The 19,561-nt window shown below is 60.8% G+C and carries 22 protein-coding genes; 10 read left to right on the forward strand and 12 right to left on the reverse strand.

Annotated features, from left to right (window positions below; all coding sequences use genetic code 11):
- Nucleotides 1-20: 20 nt before the first annotated feature.
- Nucleotides 21-2,210, reverse strand: a complete 2,190-nt coding sequence (locus tag M9827_RS04025; protein WP_250603659.1) for a patatin-like phospholipase family protein — start codon at nt 2,208-2,210, stop codon at nt 21-23.
- 71 nt (nt 2,211-2,281) lie between these two features.
- Between M9827_RS04025 and M9827_RS04030 the strand changes: the two genes are divergently transcribed.
- A complete protein-coding gene (locus tag M9827_RS04030; RefSeq protein WP_093442622.1) occupies nt 2,282-2,569 on the forward strand; it encodes an Rdx family protein in 288 nt (95 codons plus the stop codon).
- Here M9827_RS04030 and M9827_RS04035 read toward each other — a convergent pair.
- Nucleotides 2,563-3,456 (reverse strand): DMT family transporter, encoded by an 894-nt coding sequence (locus M9827_RS04035; protein ID WP_250603661.1) that lies wholly within the window; start codon nt 3,454-3,456, stop codon nt 2,563-2,565. The two genes, M9827_RS04030 and M9827_RS04035, sit on opposite strands and share 7 nt — an antisense overlap.
- A 179-nt stretch (nt 3,457-3,635) precedes the next feature.
- On the reverse strand, nt 3,636-4,400 hold the full coding sequence (locus tag M9827_RS04040; RefSeq protein WP_250603663.1) for a helix-turn-helix transcriptional regulator: 765 nt from the start codon (nt 4,398-4,400) through the stop codon (nt 3,636-3,638).
- Between the two features lie 135 nt (nt 4,401-4,535).
- Between M9827_RS04040 and M9827_RS04045 the strand changes: the two genes are divergently transcribed.
- Nucleotides 4,536-5,351: a UDP-2,3-diacylglucosamine diphosphatase gene (locus M9827_RS04045; protein ID WP_007919701.1), complete on the forward strand. Its 816-nt coding sequence runs from the start codon at nt 4,536-4,538 to the stop codon at nt 5,349-5,351.
- Between the two features lie 83 nt (nt 5,352-5,434).
- Here the strand turns inward: M9827_RS04045 and M9827_RS04050 are convergent, their stop codons facing one another.
- Entirely contained in the window at nt 5,435-6,025 is a 591-nt protein-coding gene (locus M9827_RS04050; RefSeq protein WP_250603665.1) for an HD domain-containing protein, read from the reverse strand.
- 22 nt (nt 6,026-6,047) lie between these two features.
- Entirely contained in the window at nt 6,048-6,359 is a 312-nt protein-coding gene (locus M9827_RS04055) for an Mpo1-like protein (RefSeq protein WP_123452616.1), read from the reverse strand.
- Between the two features lie 164 nt (nt 6,360-6,523).
- On the opposite strand from M9827_RS04055, the gene M9827_RS04060 reads away from it, so the two are divergent.
- On the forward strand, nt 6,524-7,585 hold the full coding sequence (locus M9827_RS04060) for an AraC family transcriptional regulator (RefSeq protein WP_250603668.1): 1,062 nt from the start codon (nt 6,524-6,526) through the stop codon (nt 7,583-7,585).
- Here the strand turns inward: M9827_RS04060 and M9827_RS04065 are convergent.
- On the reverse strand, nt 7,542-8,996 hold the full coding sequence (locus M9827_RS04065) for a TrkH family potassium uptake protein (protein ID WP_250603670.1): 1,455 nt from the start codon (nt 8,994-8,996) through the stop codon (nt 7,542-7,544). The genes M9827_RS04060 and M9827_RS04065 overlap by 44 nt on opposite strands.
- A gap of 121 nt (nt 8,997-9,117) precedes the next feature.
- On the opposite strand from M9827_RS04065, the gene M9827_RS04070 reads away from it, so the two are divergent.
- A complete protein-coding gene (locus M9827_RS04070; protein WP_250603672.1) occupies nt 9,118-9,684 on the forward strand; it encodes a nitroreductase family protein in 567 nt (188 codons plus the stop codon).
- 337 nt (nt 9,685-10,021) lie between these two features.
- Here the strand turns inward: M9827_RS04070 and M9827_RS04075 are convergent, their stop codons facing one another.
- The 6 genes from M9827_RS04075 to M9827_RS04100 all read right to left on the reverse strand — a co-directional run bounded on the left by M9827_RS04075 (nt 10,022) and on the right by M9827_RS04100 (nt 14,315).
- The gene (locus M9827_RS04075; protein WP_250603674.1) at nt 10,022-11,362 is read right to left on the reverse strand and encodes a sensor histidine kinase; all 1,341 of its coding nucleotides are present in this window, start codon (nt 11,360-11,362) and stop codon (nt 10,022-10,024) included.
- 168 nt (nt 11,363-11,530) lie between these two features.
- Nucleotides 11,531-11,980: a Spy/CpxP family protein refolding chaperone gene (locus tag M9827_RS04080; RefSeq protein ID WP_250603676.1), complete on the reverse strand. Its 450-nt coding sequence runs from the start codon at nt 11,978-11,980 to the stop codon at nt 11,531-11,533.
- 231 nt (nt 11,981-12,211) lie between these two features.
- A complete protein-coding gene (locus tag M9827_RS04085) occupies nt 12,212-12,889 on the reverse strand; it encodes a response regulator transcription factor (RefSeq protein ID WP_250603678.1) in 678 nt (225 codons plus the stop codon).
- A 7-nt stretch (nt 12,890-12,896) separates the two neighbouring features.
- The gene (locus tag M9827_RS04090) at nt 12,897-13,307 is read right to left on the reverse strand and encodes an SH3 domain-containing protein (protein ID WP_250603680.1); all 411 of its coding nucleotides are present in this window, start codon (nt 13,305-13,307) and stop codon (nt 12,897-12,899) included.
- 110 nt (nt 13,308-13,417) lie between these two features.
- Nucleotides 13,418-13,717, reverse strand: a complete 300-nt coding sequence (locus M9827_RS04095; RefSeq protein WP_007919677.1) for a YciI family protein — start codon at nt 13,715-13,717, stop codon at nt 13,418-13,420.
- Between the two features lies 1 nt (nt 13,718).
- Nucleotides 13,719-14,315, reverse strand: a complete 597-nt coding sequence (locus tag M9827_RS04100) for a septation protein A (RefSeq protein WP_123452630.1) — start codon at nt 14,313-14,315, stop codon at nt 13,719-13,721.
- 87 nt (nt 14,316-14,402) lie between these two features.
- Between M9827_RS04100 and M9827_RS04105 the strand changes: the two genes are divergently transcribed.
- The 6 genes from M9827_RS04105 to rluB all read left to right on the forward strand — a co-directional run bounded on the left by M9827_RS04105 (nt 14,403) and on the right by rluB (nt 19,381).
- The gene (locus M9827_RS04105; RefSeq protein WP_123452632.1) at nt 14,403-15,266 is read left to right on the forward strand and encodes a PHP domain-containing protein; all 864 of its coding nucleotides are present in this window, start codon (nt 14,403-14,405) and stop codon (nt 15,264-15,266) included.
- A 13-nt stretch (nt 15,267-15,279) separates the two neighbouring features.
- Nucleotides 15,280-15,909 carry an L-threonylcarbamoyladenylate synthase gene (locus M9827_RS04110; protein ID WP_016771124.1) on the forward strand — a complete coding sequence of 210 codons (630 nt, stop codon included), beginning with the start codon at nt 15,280-15,282 and terminating at the stop codon, nt 15,907-15,909.
- Complete coding sequence (locus M9827_RS04115) at nt 15,910-16,731, forward strand: segregation and condensation protein A (protein ID WP_007919671.1); 822 nt, start codon at nt 15,910-15,912, stop codon at nt 16,729-16,731.
- 11 nt (nt 16,732-16,742) lie between these two features.
- On the forward strand, nt 16,743-17,714 hold the full coding sequence (gene scpB, locus M9827_RS04120; protein WP_250603682.1) for an SMC-Scp complex subunit ScpB: 972 nt from the start codon (nt 16,743-16,745) through the stop codon (nt 17,712-17,714).
- A 111-nt stretch (nt 17,715-17,825) separates the two neighbouring features.
- Complete coding sequence (locus tag M9827_RS04125) at nt 17,826-18,017, forward strand: DUF1289 domain-containing protein (RefSeq protein WP_007919669.1); 192 nt, start codon at nt 17,826-17,828, stop codon at nt 18,015-18,017.
- A gap of 143 nt (nt 18,018-18,160) precedes the next feature.
- Nucleotides 18,161-19,381, forward strand: coding sequence for a 23S rRNA pseudouridine(2605) synthase RluB (gene rluB, locus M9827_RS04130; protein ID WP_095187821.1), 1,221 nt, complete (start codon nt 18,161-18,163; stop codon nt 19,379-19,381).
- The last annotated feature ends 180 nt before the right edge of the window (nt 19,382-19,561 follow it).

Raw genomic sequence — 19,561 nt, forward strand, 5'->3', positions numbered from 1 at the left:
GTCAGATCAGGCAATTACAATCAGAAGGTCTGCCCCAGATTCAGGTACACCGCCTGCTCATCCGCATCATTCAACCCATAACTGAAATTCAGCGGCCCCAGCGGCGTGTCAAAACCAATGAACACGCTGGCAGCGTTGATGTAGCCACTGTCGAACTCATTGTCGTTGTTCCACGCCCGCCCACGTTCCAGTGAGGCGCCGGCATACAGCGGGAAATCCAGTGGCAGATACGAGCGCGGCGTCAAACGGCGGTAGTACACCGCGCGCATCAGGCTGACGTTTTGCCCGGAAATCGCGTCTTCACGGAACCCCGACAACTGCCGCGCGCCGCCGAGCAGAAAGCTCGACGTCACCACGTTGGCATCGTTCAGCGTACGCCCGTAACGCCCGCCGAGAATCAAAGTGTCCGGGCCCCGGCTCATGGCTTTGTCGAGTTTGAATTCCCACTGTCGGTAGCGCGTGTCCGAACCCAGACCCGGTTCGAACTGCATCAGCGTCAGGCTGACGTCCTTGCCTTCGTGAGGGAAGTACACGTTATCCAGTGAGTCGTACGAATACTTCAGCGCATAGAAGCCTTCGTTGAAGTTTTCACTCGGCAGATCCTGATCGCCAATGCGCACATCAGCCTTGCCCCAGGCCTCGCCGACACCAAACCGCACCTCGCCGTTGTTGCCGATCTGGCGACCGAAGTTAAGGCCGAAACCGTAACGCTCGACGCGGTACTGCGCGATCGGATCGTTATCGAGCACCGCCTCGACGTTTTGCGCCTCGAATGACGCGTACGGCGCGACGAAGTAGCGCGATCCGACGTCCAGCGGTTGATAGAACTCGGTATACAGCTCCTGTTTGTCACCAATCTGCGCGCGGGTCAGCCATTCCGCGCCGAGCCGGTTGATGCCGTTGATGCGGTAACTGGCACCGAGGTTGAAGGCACTGTCGCCGCGCATGTCGTCGGACAGATTGAGGCCGACGCGCAAATAATCGGTACCGCTGCGCTTGCCCCGAGCGCTGATCACCAGGGTGTGATCCTGGCCCTTGTGCACCACGCGGTATTGCACCTGCTCGAAGTAGTCGAGGCCATACAAGGTGCCCATGTCCGAATGCAAACGCCCCAGATCCAGCGGCTCGCCGATGTGCTGGCGGATGTAGTAGCGGATCACGTCGTCATCGACTTTCGAGTCGTTCTCGACGCGGATCGCAGTGATGATCGGCGTGCGCTGGCCCGGCGAACGGGCAGCAGCGAGTTCGGCGTCTTGGGATTCCTTGGGTTTGAGCACGGCGAGGCGCGCATCGAGAATGCGGGTCGCGCGGTAACCGGCGTCGATCATGTCCTGGGCTTTACCGAAATCGGTGACACCGAATGCCGCCAGCGCTGGCTGGATCAGCACATCGGAGGATTTCAGCGCGGCCAGTTGTTCTTCGGAGTTACTGCGGGTCATCAGGGTGATCGACTGATTCAGCACATCGACCACGGTGGTCAGTTGCTTGCGGTTGCGCAGTGGTGTGCCGATGTCGACGACGATGGCCACATCGACGCCCATTTCCCGTGCGACATCCAGCGGGATGTTATCGGTCATGCCGCCGTCCACCAACAGCCGGCCGTCGAGCTCGACCGGGGCGAATACGGCCGGGATCGACATGCTGGCGCGGATCACCTGGGGCAAGTGGCCTTTGCGGAACACCACTTTTTCGCCATTGGCAATGTCAGTGGCCACGGCGCGGAACGGGATCGGCAGCTTGTCGAAATCCCGCGTGTCGCTGGTGTGGGCCAGCAGGCTTTCCAGCAGCAACGCCAGGTTCTGACCCTGAATCACCCCCAGTGGCAGGCCGAGACTGCCGTCGTCGCGAAAGCTCAGTTTCTGTTTCACCAGAAAGTCGCGGTCATCCTGTTTGCGCCGAAACGGTACGTCCTCACGCGGTGGGGCGTCGGACAGTGCGGCTTGCCAGTCGATGTTCAACGCGAGTTTTTCCAGCTCATCGATTTTGTAGCCCGAGGCGTACAGGCCGCCGACCACCGCGCCCATGCTGGTGCCGGCAATCGCATCGATCTTGATGCCTTGTTCTTCGAGGGCTTTGAGCACGCCGATGTGCGCCAGTCCGCGCGCGGCACCGCCGGACAGCACCAGGCCGACTTTCGGTCGCGGTGCGTCACTGGCGTGAACAAACAGTGGAAGCAATCCAAGCAGCAGGCAGAACAGCAGATGGCGCATTGTGAGTCTCGGGGCAAGCGATAAAGCCGGCTATTATAGCGGCGCCCTCTGTCTCAGGAGTTTCAGCGAACATGACTGTCGCAAAAGCAGAAGTTGTTATCACTTATTGCACCCAGTGCCAGTGGCTGCTGCGCGCGGCGTGGCTGGCGCAGGAGTTGCTCAGCACCTTCGGCGATGACCTCGGCAAAGTCTCGCTGGTGCCCGGCACCGGCGGGGTATTTCACATCACCTGCGACGGCGTGCAAATCTGGGAACGCAAGGCTGATGGCGGTTTTCCCGAGGCCAAAGTCTTGAAGCAGCGCGTTCGCGATCAGATCGATCCTGATCGCGACCTCGGTCACAACGACCGCACTCAGTGAGACGCGGCCTCTGCGGCGATGGCTTTCTTGTCGGCATGGCCTGACATCCGCGCCGACACCACGATGGCGACAATGATCAGCGCGCCGCCGAGCAACATCTTTGGCGTCGGGTTTTCATTGAATAGCAGCCAGGCGACGGTGATGCCGTAAACCGGCTCCATGGCAAACACCACCGCCGCCGTGCGTGCCTTGATCACCGCCAGACTGGCGACGAACAGGCTGTGGGCGACGCCGGTACAGAACACCCCGAGCAGGGCGATCCACAGCCAGTCGAGTGCGCGCACTTCGCTCAGCTGTGGCGCTGCGACCGGCAGCAGACACAACGCCACCACTACGTTTTGACACAGTGCCGCCTGCACTGCCGGGATGCGCCCGGAGCTGGCGCGGTTGGTCAGCGACAGCAAGGAGAACAGCAGCCCCGAAAGCACCGACCAGAGCAAACCGATGGTCGCGCCGCTGCCCAGGTCGAAGGCCGGGGTCACTAGAATCAGGCCAATGCTCACCAATACGACCAGCAGTATTTCATTGGCGCGGATGCGTTCGCGGAAGATCAGCCCTTCGAGAATCACCGTGAAAGCCGGGAAACTGGCGAAGCCCAAGGTGGCAATGGCGACGCCGGCGACTTTCACCGAAACGAAAAAACTCACCCAGTGCCCGGCCAGCAACACGCCGCTGAGGGCGAGGCGGCGCCAGTCCAGGGCCTGAAGTTTTTGCCAACCATGCTGGCTGGCGAAACGGGCGAAAAATGCCAGGGCGAGCACGGCGAAAGCCGCGCGGCCGAAGACGATCACGGCGGGGGAGGCGGCGGCGAGTTTGCCGAACACACCGGTGAGGCCGAACATCAAAGCACCGATATGCAGAGCGCCGAGGGCGGTACGCGGAGTCATTGCAATCCTTCTATCTCAAACACGATTATTGATCGTTCCCACGCTCTGCGTGGTAACGCCTCGGGACGCTCTGCGTCCAGTGACGCGGAGCGTCACGGGCTGCATTCCTTTGCTGCGCGTGGGAACGATCAGCAGCGGACACATGATGAGCCGGGGAAGGTCGAAAGTCTGTCGGCAGACTATCGTCTTTTGTCGCAGGAATCGCGCCGAAGCTGGCCGGGTGATGCACCGAACTCACGCAGGACGGCAGCCGAGAAAGCACTTTGCGAGCTGTAGCCGACGCGACTGGCAACTTCGCCGATCGGCAGTGCGGTGTCGCGCAGCATTTGCACTGCCAGATGCAAACGTCGGCTGCGGATGTAATCCATTGGCGTCTGCCCGCATTCGGCAATGAACCGCGCATGCAGACGGGCGCTGGACAATCCGGCCACCCGTGCCAGATCGGCGACTTGCAGCGGATACGCGGCGTTTTGCTTGATGTGCGCATCCAGCGCGGCGTAGGGCAAGCGGCGAGCCGCCAGTTCGGCAGGCTGCGCGTGATTGAGACTGGCCAACAGCAACACCGCGCCTTGCTGGGCGATCAACGGATCGCTGACCGGACTGTTTGCCAGCCAGCTGACCAACTGACTTTGCCCCGAATCCAGCGACAGGCGCGCCGGTTGATCGAGCAAGCGATGACTGGCATCGGCATGCGCGCCCAATGAATCCGTCAGCCACTGCCCGTCCGGGATATCCAGAACCAGACAGCGGCTGCCATTGGGACTGCCGCAGGCATGATGAGCGCCGGAAGGGATGACCACAAAACTCTGCTGACGCACCTGACTGCCACTGCCCTCGACCTCGAAATCCAGCGCACCGGACAGCCCGAACACCAGTTGCGCGTGATCGTGGCTGTGGACGATCAAATCGTGGGTGTAGTGACGCAGGGTGAGGATCGGTCGCATGTCAGGTTGTCTCCGAAGTGGTCGCCAGTCTACACCGGCGCACACCGGATGCGTTGTCACAGGACTGACTCACGCTTGTCATGGTCGATTAACCGGGCGCGCGCACAGTGGCGAAAACATCGCAGAGGGTTGCCCATGACCAGCGCCGAGCTCGCCCGACCCAGTCGCAAACAACGGGTGCGAACCCTGTGGATCTCCGACGTGCACCTGGGCACGCGGGATTGTCAGGCCGAGCACTTGTCGCAATTTCTCAAGGGCTACCATGCCGACAAGATTTACCTTGTTGGCGACATCATTGACGGCTGGAAACTGCGCGGTGGCATGTACTGGCCGCAGGCGCACACCAATGTAATCCGTCGCTTGCTGACCATGAGCAAGCGCGGCACCGAGGTGATTTACGTCACCGGCAACCACGACGAATTCCTGCGTCGGTATTCGAAGTTGATTCTGGGCAATATCCAACTGGTCGACGAAGCGGTGCATGTCACGGCGGACGGTCGGCATCTGCTGGTGATTCACGGCGATCAGTTCGATGTGATCACCCGATATCACCGCTGGCTGGCATTTCTCGGCGACTCGGCCTACGAATTCACCCTGACCCTCAATCGCTGGCTCAACCATTGGCGTGCGCGCTATGGCTACGGCTATTGGTCGCTGTCGGCGTACCTGAAACACAAGGTGAAGACCGCGGTGAGTTTCATCAGCGACTTTGAAGAAGCCATCGCCCATGAATGCGTCAAACGCGAATTGCATGGTGTGGTCTGCGGGCACATTCACCACGCCGAGATCCGCAAGGTCGGGGAGGTGGATTACCTCAATTGCGGCGATTGGGTGGAGTCGTGCACGGCATTGATCGAGCATTGGGACGGCACGATCGAGTTGTATCGGCTGGCGGATGCGCAGGCACGGGAGGCAGAGCTTAAAGCGGCCAAAGTCGCCGAACTCGCTTAACAGCAAAAGATCGCAGCCTCCGGCAGCTCCTACAGAGGTACTCATTCCAATGCAGGAGCTGCCGAAGGCTGCGATCTTTTGACTTAGGCCGGGCTGTGCTCTTCCATCGCGGCCTTGTAAATCGAGTGCTTCGGTTGCGCAAACAACCTTTCCATCATTGGCTCAAAGAAGCTTAACGGCAGCGTGTCATAGTCAGGATCAAACGCCGCCGCATCGTACTTGGCGCAAAACTCGGCGGTTGCCTGAAACTGCGGATGCTCCCTGAACTGCTCGCGCAGATGCCGATCCATGCCCAGATGATGAAAGAAGTAGTAACCCTGAAACACCCCGTGCTTCTCGACCATCCACAAGTTCTCGGCGCTGACGAACGGCTTGAGAATCGCCGCAGCAATGTCCGGATGGTTGTAAGAACCCAAGGTGTCGCCGATGTCATGCAGCAACGCACAAACCACATATTCCTCATCGCGGCCATCACGAAAGGCGCGGGTCGCGGTTTGCAGCGAGTGGGTCAGGCGATCCACCGGGAAGCCGCCGAAATCGCCTTCGAGCAGTTTCAAATGGGTCATGATCCGTGAGGGTAATTGTTTGGCGTAAGCACTGAAGTCGGCGGCGATGATTGCCCAGTCTTCCTGCGTGCCGTCCTGCATATGCGTGAAGCGCGCATTTGCGTTCATTGGTCGTCCCCTTGGTGAGAGTTCAGAACGCCACGCGACCCAGAATCATGTCGCGGTACATGACGAAGTCGCCGAGCAGGCTGTAGAGCGGATGCTGGAAAGTCGCCGGTCGATTCTTTTCAAAGAAGAAGTGCCCGACCCAGGCGAAGCTGTAGCCGGCCAGCGGCAAGGCCCATAACAGCAGCCAGGCACCTTTGGCGATGGTCAGCGCCAGAATGAAAATCACCAGGGTGGTGCCGATGAAATGCAGGCGCCGGCAGGTGCTGTTGCTGTGTTCGCTGAGGTAATACGGATAGAACTCAGCGAAGCTGTTGAAATGCTTGATGTTTTCCACGACCGCGTTCTCTGTGGTTGTTGTTCTGGCGACGAGTTGTTCTGCGGGTAGCTTATTTGAGTCTAGAGTGATCATTGGCGTGGGCCAGTGACAATCGGCGCCACTTTAGTATCCTTCGCAAATCGGGCCGTAACATGCGGCCCATCATGTAAAAGAAAAACGCCATGAGCGAACGAACGACTTCTGCAAGCTGGGCGATGGGGATTGTCAAAGCATTGGAGATGGACGGCCTGGATTGCCGGGTTCTGTTCAAACAACTGGGGCTTGATTACACGGCTCTGGATGATCCGGATGCGCGCTTCCCGCAAGATTCCATGACTCGTCTGTGGCAACGGGCGGTCGAGTTATCCGGCAACCCGGCGATCGGCCTGAACATGGGCAAGGTGGTGCGACCGGCGTCGTTTCATGTCGCCGGCTATGCACTGATGTCGAGCAATACGCTGGCCGAAGGCTTTCAACGGCTGGTGCGCTATCAGCGCATCATCGCCGAGAGCGCCGATCTGAGCTTCCGCCTGCTTGAGGAAGGCTATGCGCTGATTCTGACCGTGCACGGCGACCATCTGCCGCCGACCCGGCAAAGCGCCGAAGCCTCGCTGGCCTGTGCGCTGGGCCTGTGCGGCTGGTTGACTGGACGCACGTTGCACCCGGTCAAAGTGCTGGTGCAGGGCGCCGAGCCCGATGATCTGGAGCCCTACAAACAAGCCTTCCATGCGCCGCTGATGTTCAACGCGCCATATGACGCGCTGATTTTCGAACGGGCCGACATGGAAGCGCCGCTGCCCACCGCCAATGAGGCCATGGCGCTGCTGCATGACCGGTTTGCCGGGGAATACCTGGCGCGGTTTTCCGAGAGCCGCGTGACCCACAAGGCGCGGCAGGTGTTGTGCCGTCTGCTGCCGCAAGGTGAGCCGAAGCGCGATACCGTCGCGCAGACCCTGCATCTATCGCAGCGCACCTTGCAGCGCCGCTTGCAGGAGGAGGGCACGAGTTTTCAGCAACTGCTCGACGACACCCGCCGTGAACTGGCCGAGCAGTATCTGGCGCAGCCGAGCATGACCTTGCTGGAAATCGCTTATCTGTTGGGGTTTGCCGATCCGAGCAACTTCTTTCGCGCGTTCCGCCGCTGGTTCGACACCACGCCCGGCGATTACCGGACGCGGTTGTTGCAGGCGCCGGGTGCGGTCAGTGACGCCAAAAGGCCGGAATACACAGTACAAACACCGTAATGATCTCCAGTCGGCCAAGCAGCATGCCGAACGACAGGATCCACTTGGCCGCGTCCGGCAGAGTGGCGAAGTTGCCCGCCGGGCCGATGGTCTCGCCCAGGCCCGGGCCGACGCCGGACACGGTGCTGGCCGCGCCGGTCAGCGCGGTCATCCAGTCGACGCCGAGCAGCGACAGCAGCAGGGCAATCACGCAGATGGTAATGGCGAAGAAGAACGAAAAGGTCAGAATCGAACGGACGATTTCTTCGTCGAGACGGTGGCCGTTGTACTTCTGCTTGATCACCGCGCGCGGGTGAATCAACTGATTAAGGTTGGCCTTGAGCAAGATGTAGGCGACCTGGAAACGGAAGATCTTGATCCCGCCCGCCGTCGACCCGGAGCAGCCGCCGACAAAACCCAGATAGAAAAACAGCATCAGCGAGAAGTTGCCCCACAGGCTGTAATCGCCGAGGGCGAAACCGGTGGTGGTGACCACCGATGTCACGTTCAGCGCCACGTGGCGTAGCGCCTCCAGCCAATGCAGTTTGGTCGTCCACCAATACCAGGTGCCGAGCACCAGCCAGGTCACCAGCAGCATCGCCAGCAATCCCTGCACCTGCTGATCCTTGATCAACGCCCTGCGATTGCCGCGCAGCGTCGCCACGTACAGGGTGAACGGCAGGCTGCCGAGGATCATGATCACGATCGCGACCCAGTGCACCGCCGGTTGCGTCCACTTGGCCAGCGACTGGTCAGAGGTCGAAAAACCACCGGTGGAAATCGCTGACATCGCGTGGTTGATCGCGTCGAACGGGCTCATCCCGGCCCACCAGAACGCGAGGCTGCCGAGGATGGTGATGCCGACATACGCGGCAACGATCAGGCGCGCCACCATGTGCGAGCGCGGCATGACCTTTTCCGAGCGGTCCGAGGATTCAGTCTGGAACAGGCGCATGCCACCGATGCGCAACAGCGGCAGAATCGCCACCGCCATACCGATAAAGCCGATGCCGCCGATCCAGTGCAGCAACGAGCGCCACATCAGGATCCCGGGGGACATGTTGTCGAGGCCGTTGAGCACGGTCGAGCCGGTCGCGGTGATGCCGGACATGCTTTCGAAAAACGAGTCGGTGTAGCTGATGTGCTGGGTCAGCAGAAACGGCAGCGCAGCAAAAATGCACACCACCAGCCAACTGCTGACCGTCAGCAGGTACATGTCGCGCGGGCGCAGATGAATGTGCTCCGGGCGGCCGGGAATCACCAGCGCAAGGCCGGCGACAAAAGTGATCATGCTCGCCCAGAGGAACGACGGCAGATCACCGGTGCGATCAAAAATCACCAGGGTAGCCATGGGCACGACCATGGCGACAGCCAGGGTGATCAGGAAGATGCCGATGATGAAACCAATGATCCGTAAGGTCGGCAACGCCATGAAGTCCGCTCGGGCTGATGTGGGGAGGGCGCCATTCTACCCGTGGGGCAGGGCATGTAAACCGGCATCCTGTTGGCAGATACAGCTAGAATAGCCGCACATATTTTTCAGGAGGTGGCCGATGCAGGCTCTCGACGCGTTGCTCAACCGTGTTTCCGTTCCACGACTGGTCGAACCGGCCCCCACTGCCGAGCAGCGCGAAGCCCTGTTTGGCGCCGCGTTGCGCGCACCGGATCACGGGCATTTGCAGCCGTATCGCTTCCTGACGGTCGAGGGCGCGGCGCGTGAGCAAATGGGCGAGTTGCTGGCCGAAGCTGCGCAAATGCAGGAAGGCGAAGTCACCGAAGCGATGATCGACAAAGCCCGTAACGGGCCGCTGCGAGCGCCGTTGGTGGTTGTGGTGATCGCTAAATTGCAGGAACACGTTAAATATCCGAAGGCCGAGCAATTGCTGGCGGCCGGGTGTGCGGCGCACGGGATTTTGCTGGCGGCGTATGCGCAGGGGATCGGTGCGGTGTGGCGCACGGGGGATTTGGCTTATTCGCAGCACGTGGCCAAAGGTTTGGGGCTGGCGGAGGGTGAAGAGGTGATTGCGTTCTTGTACCTGGGCACCCCGCAAAAAGAGCCGCGTGTGGCGGAGAAGGTTGATCTGGCTGAGTTTGTTAGTGCCTGGCCTGGTAAAGCCTGAAGATCAAAAGCCCCTCACCCTAACCCTCTCCCGGAGGGAGAGGGGACTGATTGGGGGATGCTGTAGAGGTACGCCGACGTGGGCGATCTTCGTGGAATCCAGAATCGACTTCGGTTTGAGTTGATTTCGTGGAATCCAGAATCGACTTCGGTTTGAGTTGATTTCGGGGAATCCAGAATCGGCTTGGGTTTAAGTCGAATTCAAAGTTGATCAGGCTTGCGAATCCATAATCACTGCGGTTTTTCAGGTCGATGTCTGACGCAAAACACCTCGGTCGGCTCCCTCTCCCTCTGGGAGAGGGCTGGGGTGAGGGGCTTTTCTGGGGTGAGGGCGGCTCTCAGGGTTGCACCACCGCGCCCGGCACCAACGGCAATTCCAGACTGGCAATAAAACCGCCCTGCGGATGATTGGCCAGCGTCAAGCTCCCACCATGGCGCTCCGCCGCTCGCCGGGCGATCGCCAGGCCCAGACCATGTCCCGCCGTTGTCTGCCCCGGCGCCCGGTAAAACGGCTCGCCCAACTGGCTCAAATGTTCGGCCTGCACGCCCGGACCATGGTCGCGCACGCTGACAATAATTTTTTCACCCTGACGCGAGGCCTGCATTTCAATGGCCTGACCTTCCGGGTTGAAGCGCTGGGCATTGCGCAGCAGGTTATCGACGGCGCGCTCGATCATGGTCGGCCAGCCCTTCAGAGTCAGCTGCGGTTCGGCATCAAGACGCACGATCTGTTCGGGCGATGCAAGTTTCGCGTCCTTCTGCAACGTGCCGAGCAGCGCGTTCAGATCCACATCTTCGGCACTGGCGTTGTCGGCATCGACTCGCGCCAATACCAGAATTTCACTGATCAACGCTTCCAGCCGATCACACTCGCGGGTCAGCCGTGGCCAGAGTTTTTCCCGTTCTTCAGGATTGGCCCGTTCCGCCAACGCCAAGGCAATGCGCAACCGTGCCAACGGTGAGCGCAATTCATGGGAGACGTCGCGCAGCAACTGACGCTGGCTGCCAATCAGGCTTTGCAGGCGCGCACCCATGCGGTTGAAGTCGGTGGCCAGCACGCCGAATTCGTCGCGGCGGTTGGCCAGTTTCGCCAGGCTGTTCTGCTGATAGGTGGTCTGCCCCAGATCGTGCACGGCGCCGCGCAAACGGCTGAGCGGGCGGGTGATCGAGAAAGTCACCAGCAGACTGAACAGGGTCAGCACCACCAGCGCAATGCCCAGCGCGCTCAGCGGCCAGAGCAGGCTTTCACGGTGCCAGGCGTCGAGTTCCGGATGCGGGATGCGGTAGATGAACAGGTAAGTGTCACCGGTTTTTTCGCTGGTGAACTCATCGGTCAGGCGCCGCCATGGCAGGCGCCGGTCATCGTTGTTCTGCCGGGCCTCGAATGCGGCGGCGCGGCGCGGGAAGGTGCCACGCACTACCGGGTCGCCGGATTCGTTCAGCACCTGAACGTCGATGTGATATTGGCGTTTGCGCTGTTCAAGGATGTCCTGGGCCGCTTCTTCGCCCTGGGCTTCGTAGGTTTGCGTCCATTCGCCGGCGAGGGTGTTGAGGCCCGGATGGCGACTGAGGATCCACGCGTCCTGGTTGAGCATGTGCCCAAGCAGAATGGACAGCCCGGCCACCAGAGCGATGGCCAGCCAGAAGCTCGCGAGAATACGCCAGAACAATGAACGCACAGAAAATCCTCAGGACAACAAAAACCTCTGTAGGAGCTGCCGCAGGCTGCGATCTTTTGACTCTGTTTTCAAGATCAAGATCAAAAGATCGCAGCCTGCGGCAGCTCCTACAGGGATCGGATAAAAATAGACCCGACGGGGTTAACCGTCGGGTCCGGGGTTATTGCATTATTGCGCCTTTTGCTGCTGTTGCGCTTTCCACGCCTTGAACTCCGCCCATTCGGCGCGACGTTCGGCCTGTTTCTTCTGGATCTCGTCGAATTTCTTCTGTTGATCCGGTTTCAGCAGCGCGCGGACATCGGTCTCGGCTTTCTTGTGGTTGGCCGCCATCTCGTCCTTCATGGCTTTCTGGTCAGCCGGCGAGAGTTTTTCCAGGTACTTGTCGACGACTTGCTTACGCTCGTGCATCTGCTCGCCCATGATCTTGCGGATCTGCTCGCGTTGTTCGCGGGACAGGTCGAGTTGGCTGTACGGACCTTTGCCGTGCATGCCGTGCATCTGACCGCCGTGGCGTGGACCGTCAAGCGGGCCACCCATCGGGCCGCCATCTTGCGGCATGGCCATGGCGACGGTTGGCAGAGCGGCAGCGAACATCAGAGCGATAAGAGTCTTGCGCATGGTGTATCTCCTTGTCTCGTTCCCGGTACGTTCCGGATGAGTACAGATTACGGAGATCAAGGTCAGCGGCGGTCAGCACTGCGTAAAGCTTGGGTAAAGACGCTTCGCGTCCAACCTTACACATGCCCTGTGTAGGAGCTGCCGAAGGCTGCGATCTTTTGATCTGTCTTTTAAAAACAAGATCAAAAGATCGCAGCCTTCGGCAGCTCCTACAGTGGGAATGGGCGCGGCTCAGAGGCTATAGAAGTAACCGCGGCTGCGCAGGGCGACGATGCGCGGGCGGCCGTCCGGGTGCGGGCCGATCTTCCTGCGCAGGTTGCTGACGTGCATGTCGAGGCTGCGGTCATACAGAGTCAGCTTGCGGCCGAGGGCAATCTGCGCCAGTTCCTGTTTGTCCAGCGGCTCGCCCGGCTGTTTGAGCAGGGCTTCGAGCAGACGGCTTTCGGAAACGGTGAGGGTCAGTTCTTTCTCGTCGATGCTGACCACGCCGCGCACCGGGCTGAAACTCAGGTCACCCAGTTCCAGCTGCGTCGAGACGGCCGCCGGATGGCTGCGGCGCAGTACGGCGCGCAGGCGTGCGGTCAGTTCCCTTGGGTCACAGGGTTTGGCCAGATAATCGTCGGCACCCAGTTCCAGACCGAGGATGCGATCCAGCGGCTCACCCCGGGCCGAGAGCATCAGCACCGGCAGATCGGCGTGATCGCTGCGCAGTTGCTTGAGCAGTTCCAGACCGCTGCCATCGGGCAGCATCACGTCCAGCACCACTGCCGCCGGGGCCGTTTCGGCCAAGGCCTTGCGGGCGCTCTGGCCATCGTGGCAGGCACGCACGTGGAAGCCTTCCTGGCTCAGCCAGCTACTCAGGAGTTCGCACAACTCCTGGTCATCATCAATCAGTAACAGCTCGCTCATGACTCACTCAATTTAGCCATTGCCGACGTTTTCGGCTTGCTCCACTGGCAAAGATACCGCAGAGCAGCGCCAATAGCGCTACTCCGGCTCCGGTGACGAACCACTGCTGTTGATCCGTCAGCAGACGCGGCAGCGGACTGGCCTGGGCTTCCTTGAGTTGCAGCTTGAGACGCTGGTTCTCCTGGCGCAACCGGGCGAGCTGGGCGCTTTCGCGTGTGCTGTCGGCATTTTGCAGTTGTTTGCTCAGTTCTTCCCGCTGCTGCTCGCTGGCCTTGAGGCGTTGCTGCAACTCGGTGATCTGGCTGCCGGCGCTTAATGACAATGGCGTGGAGCTGCCGCCTTCGGTGGTTTCCTCACCATGGGCGGGTGCCATGATCGACAACGTGACCAACATCAGACACAACGGACCCTTGCGCATCGCGACACCTGTTTCCAAATGGATATTGGGCAGGTTGTCGGCAGGCAAACGAGAATAATGAGCGATTGAGAGCGCGATGAACCGAGAAGGTTCATCGCGTGGGGAAAGCGTTACGGCAGGACTTGCTTGAACGGCTTCACGACCACATTGGCGTAAACGCCAGCGGCAATGTATGGATCGGCGTCAGCCCATGCTTGCGCAGCGCTCAGGGAATCGAATTCGGCGACGATCAGGCTGCCGGTGAAACCCGCTGCGCCCGGATCATTGCTGTCGACGGCCGGGTGCGGACCGGCCAACACGATGCGGCCTTCGCCCTTGAGCGCTTGCAGGCGTTCCAGATGCGCCGGGCGCGCGGCCAGGCGCGCTTCCAGCGAGTTGGCGACGTCGGTGGCAATGATGGCGTAGAGCATGTCAGTCCTCGGTTTTTGGTGTTGTGGTATCGGCGTCGTGCAGGTGACGCGACAGGTAAATGCCCTGTGCGACCAGGAACAATACGGTCATGCCCAGGCTGCCGAATACCTTGAAGTCGACCCAGATGCTCTGGAAGGTGAAGGCGACGAACAGGTTGGCGGCCCCGCAGAACAGGAAAAAGCCGATCCAGGCGATATTCAGACGGGTCCAGACCGGATCCGGCAGGGTCAGCGCGTGGCCCATGATGCGTTTGATCAGCAGGCGGTCACCGATGAAGTGACTGCCGATGAAAGCAACGGCGAACAGCCAGTTGACCACCGGCGCTTTCCACTTGAGGAAAGTTTCGCTGTGGAAGGCCAGCGTCAGGCTGCCGAACACCAGGCAGGCGATCAGGGTCAGCCATTGGCTCTTTTCCAGCTTGCGCTGTTTGATGAACAACGCGCCGTACACCACCAGGGAACTGATGATCAGCATCGCCGTGGCGCTGTAAATACCGCCTACAGTCACTTCATGGCCAGCGATGTCGACGACCCGTGGATCAAGTTTGTAAACGATGAAGAACAGCAGAAGCGGGATGAAATCGATGAATTGTTTCACAGTGAGAGCCAGAAGCTGGATGTGGCGGCATAATAACAAACATATGGGCGCGCGATAGCGCCAGCTGATTTGAGGTTACAACTCCCCGTGAATGTTGATTTGCACTGCCATAGCACGGCCTCCGATGGCGCCCTGGCGCCTGCGGTTCTGGTTGCGCGTGCGTTCGAGAACGGCGTGCGAGTCCTGGCGTTGACCGACCACGACACCCTCGAAGGCCTCGCCGAAGCGCGCACGGCCGCCAACGAATTGGGCATGCAACTGGTCAACGGCGTCGAATTGTCCTGCACTTGGGGCGGCGCGACCATTCATGTGCTGGGCTACGGTTTCGACGTCAACGCCGCACCGTTGGTCGAAGCGATTGCCAAATTGCACGATGGCCGCTGGCTGCGGTCCGAAGAAATAAGCCGCAAGCTCGCCCTCAAGGGCATGCCCGGTGCCCTCGAGGGCGCCCGGCAGGTCCAGCAGGAACTGGGCGACAGCGGCAATGCCCCTGCCCGCCCGCATTTCGCTGACTGGATGGTGCGTGAAGGGTTTGTGAAGGATCGCGCCGAGGCATTCCGCAAGTGGCTTGGCGCCGGCAAGCTGGGTGACGTCAAGTTGCACTGGCCGACGCTGGAAGACACCGTTGGCACACTGCGCGCCGCCGGGGCCTGGGTCAGCCTGGCGCATCCGTGGCACTACGATTTCACCCGCAGCAAGCGCCGAAAGCTGATTGCCGACTATATTCAAGCAGGCGGGCATGCTATCGAGGTGGTCAATGGCCATCAGCCCGCAGAACAGGTGGGCAGCCTGGCGATCCTTGCCCGTGAGTTCGGTCTGCTGGTCAGCGCTGGCAGTGACTTCCATGGCCCTGGCGGCTGGTCCGAGATCGGCCAGTACCGGCCGGTTCCCGAGGACCTTCCACCCCTGTGGTGTCGGTTCAAACATGACACAGTTATTGCCGCCGTCTGAACAGGTAGAGAATGTGAGTCAATTTTTCCAGATACATCCGGAAAACCCGCAAGCGCGCCTGATCAAACAGGCCGTCGAGATCATCCGCAAGGGCGGCGTGGTGATTTATCCCACGGACTCTTCCTACGCGATCGGTTGCCAAATCGGCGACAAGACCGCGATCGAGCGCGTGCGACGCCTGCGTCAGCTCGATGAGAAGCACAACTTCGCGCTGATCTGCAGCGACCTGTCGCAACTGGGCAACTACGCCAAGATCGACACCGGCACCTTCCGCATTCTCAAGGCGCACCTGCCGGGGCCATACACCTTCATTCTCAACGCCACCCGCGAAGTGCCGCGTCTGTTGCTGCATCCGAAGAAGCGCACCATCGGTCTGCGCGTACCCAGCCATCCGATCGCGCTGGCGCTGCTGGCCGAACTGGGCGAGCCGCTGATGAGCGTGACCCTGATCATGCCCGGCGATGAAGACCCGCTCAGCGACCCATACGAAATGCGCCAACTGCTCGAACATCAGGTGGACTTGATCATCGACGGCGGTTTCGGCGGCATCAAAGCTTCCACCGTGATTGACCTGACCGGCGACGACCCGGAAGTGGTCCGCGTCGGTTGCGGCGATCCGACGCCGTTCATGGTCGAGGCCTGAATGTCCGCAGTGGAAACCGTTGCCGATCCCCAGGCTGGCGCTCAGCAGGAACTGCCGTTTGCCATGGTCTATGGCCAGGCGGTCATGGAAATGCCGCTGGACCTGTACATCCCGCCGGATGCCCTGGAAGTCTTCCTTGAGGCCTTTGAGGGCCCGCTCGACTTGCTGCTGTACCTGATCCGCAAACAGAACATCAACATCCTCGACATCCCGGTGGCGGAAATCACCCGCCAGTACATGGGCTATGTCGAGTTGATGCAGTCGGTGCGTCTGGAACTGGCCGCCGAGTATCTGGTGATGGCCGCGATGCTCGCCGAGATCAAGTCGCGCATGCTCCTGCCCCGGGCTGAAACTGTCGAAGACGAAGAAGACGACCCGCGCGCCGAACTGATCCGCCGCTTGCAGGAATACGAGCGCTTCAAGGCTGCCGCCGAAGGCATCGACGGTTTGAGTCGGGTCGGCCGTGATGTGATCGTGCCCAAGCTCGACGCCCCGGAAGCTCGTGCGCGCAAGTTGCTGCCGGATGTCGCGCTGGAAGAGATTTTGATGTGCATGGCCGAAGTGCTGCGCCGTGGCGATATGTTTGAAAGCCACCAGGTCAGCCGCGAAGCACTGTCCACCCGCGAACGCATGAGCGATGTACTGGAACGGCTCAAGGGCGGCGGTTTTGTGCCGTTCGTCGAGCTGTTTACGGCCGAAGAGGGCAGGCTGGGTGTGGTGGTGACCTTTATGGCGATCCTTGAACTGGTCAAGGAATCCTTGGTCGAGCTGGTGCAGAATGAGCCGTTCGCCGCGATCCACGTGCGAGCCCGAGCCGAATAACGAGTCGAAACATGAACCTGACTGAACCCCGCGAGCTGGCACCCCTGCTTGAAGCCTTTCTGTTGGCCTCGGGAAAGCCGCAATCCCTTGAGCGCCTGTTTGAACTGTTCGAAGAAGGCGAGCGGCCCGAGCCGGCGGTCTTCAAGAAAGCCCTGACCCTGCTGGGCAAGTCCTGCGAGGGCCGCGCGTTTGAGCTCAAGGAGGTCTCGTCGGGTTATCGCTTGCAGATCCGCGAGAAGTTTTCGCCGTGGGTCGGCCGCCTCTGGGAAGAACGCCCGCAGCGTTACTCCCGTGCCTTGCTCGAAACCATCGCGCTGATCGCCTACCGCCAGCCGATCACCCGTGGCGAGATCGAAGATGTGCGTGGCGTGGCGGTGAACAGCAACATCGTCAAAACCTTGCTGGAACGTGAGTGGATCCGCGTCGTTGGTTACCGCGACGTGCCGGGCAAACCGGCGATGTTTGCCACCACCAAGGCGTTTCTCGATCACTTCAATCTGAAGAACCTCGAAGACCTGCCCCCGCTGGCCGAACTGCGCGAAATGGAAGCCGACCCGGTGCTCGATTTCGACGACGCGCCGGTGCCGCAGGGCTTGCAAGAACTGGCCGATGCCAGCGCCGAGCCGGAGGAGGAGAAGGAAGAAACCAGTTTCCATTCCCTGCTGCTGGAGCTGGACAGCATGGAAGAGGGGATCAAGACCGATTTCGACGATTTGCTGCGCGATGCTGCCGATAGCGAAGCGCCGACAACCGAGCCCGAGACTGAGGTCGCCGAGCCCGCGATTGAAGTTGAACTTGAGGTCGAGCCTGAAGCCGAACCGGAGGAGGACGTGCTTGGCGTCGCCGAGGCTCGGGAAAAGCTCCTCGCTGCCGTCGCCGCTTTGGAGCAGTCCGCACCGGAACCTGAACTGAGCGAAGAAGAAGCCGAAGCCCGCGCCTTGGCCGAAGCCATCGAAGCCGAACGCCGCGAATTCGAAGACTGAGGCGCGCCGAAAAGATCGCAGCCTGCGGCAGCTCCTACAGGATTGGCTGTGCACATAGCCCCTGTAGGAGCTGCCGAAGGCTGCGATCTTTTGATCTTCAAGGGAGACCCCATGAGCTCAACCAAAGACCCGTGCATCAGCCTCTGCAAATTCACCGACGACATCTGTCTCGGCTGCGGCCGCAGCAAGCGCGAGATCAAGGCCTGGAAGAAACTCGACAAGGACGACAAGCGCACCGTGCTGGCCGAAGCCGCGCTGCGTCTGATCAAACTCGGTGGTGCCGGTCGGCGGAAAAAGAAATAACTGTCGATCGATCAGCTAGTCTCTGATGCGCGACGGCGCACATCCGCGTATGATTCGCGACCCTTCGGCGATCCCTTCGCCCGAAAACCCAGATTTCAATGCTTCAGGCGCCGCCTGAACAGACCACACCGGGAGGTGCCCAGATGAGCGACATCATTCAGAAAGACGACCAGGAAATCGGCCCAGCAGGCGAAAAGCTGCAGAAAGTCCTCGCCCGTATCGGCGTCGGCTCGCGCCGTGACGTGGAATCCTGGATCAGCCAGGGCCGGATCAAGGTCAATGGCAAAGACGCCACCCTCGGTCTGCGCGTCGACATGCACGACGCCATCACCATTGATGGCAAGGTGATCAAGCGCGAAGAGGCGGCCGAATCGGTACGCCGCGTGATCATGTACAACAAACCCGATGGCGAGATCTGCACCCGTGACGACCCGGAAGGCCGTCCGACCGTGTTCGACAAGCTGCCGCGTCCGAAAGAGGGCCGCTGGATCAACATCGGTCGTCTCGACATCAACACCACCGGTCTGCTGATGTTCACCACCGACGGTGAGCTGGCCAACCGCCTGATGCACCCGTCCTACGAGATGGACCGTGAGTACGCCGTGCGTGTACGCGGTGAAGTCGATGACGAAATGATCGAGCGCCTGAAGGCCGGCGTCGTGCTGGAAGACGGCCCGGCGAAGTTCACCGACATCAAGCAGGCGCCGGGCGGCGAAGGCTTCAACCACTGGTATCACTGCGTGGTGATGGAAGGTCGTAACCGTGAGGTTCGTCGTCTGTGGGAATCGCAAGGTCTGGTGGTCAGCCGTCTGAAGCGCGTGCGTTTCGGCCCGGTGTTCCTCAACTCCGACCTGCCGATGGGTCGCTGGCGCGAAATGAGCCAGTACGAAGTCGACATTCTCAGTGCTGAAGTCGGCCTGACGCCGGTGGCGATGCCGCAACTCAACGCCAAGAGCAAAGACAAGCTTGAGCGTATGCAGCGTAAATCGTCTCGACCAATGGCCAAGACCGAGCGCGTACGCACGCTGCGTCCAGCCGCTGGCGCGCCGACCGGCCCACGCCCAGGCCGCGAGCCGCAGATCGAAGGCGAGCGTCCGGGTCGCAAGCCAGTCGCCCGTGACGGCGAACGCGCTCCGCGTCCGGCCAACGGTCGCACCGAACGTGGCGAGCGCGGTGCACCTGCCGGTCGCGGTACGCCAGTGGCGGATCGTCCGGCGGACACCACCAACAAGCGCCCGGCCAAGCCAGCGCCGAAGCGTCCGGGGATCAAGCTGGTTGATGGCGACAAGCCGTCGGGCAAGCGCCGTGGCGCCCCGGCCGGTTCCGGTCAGCGCCCGGGTTTCGGTCGCAAAAAGCCGGAATAAGGCAGCTGTGCGCTGCTACCGGCAAGCTTCAATCTAAAGCAAAAACGCCAACCTCAGGGTTGGCGTTTTTTTTCGTCTGGCAGAAGTTATATAGCGACTGATTCGGCCTCTTCGCGAGCAGGCTCGCTCCCACATTGGAATTGCGTGGATCATAAATCCCCTATGGGAGCGAGCCTGCTC

The sequence above is a fragment of the Pseudomonas sp. AKS31 genome (assembly GCF_023634765.1).
Taxonomy (GTDB): Bacteria; Pseudomonadota; Gammaproteobacteria; order Pseudomonadales; family Pseudomonadaceae; genus Aquipseudomonas.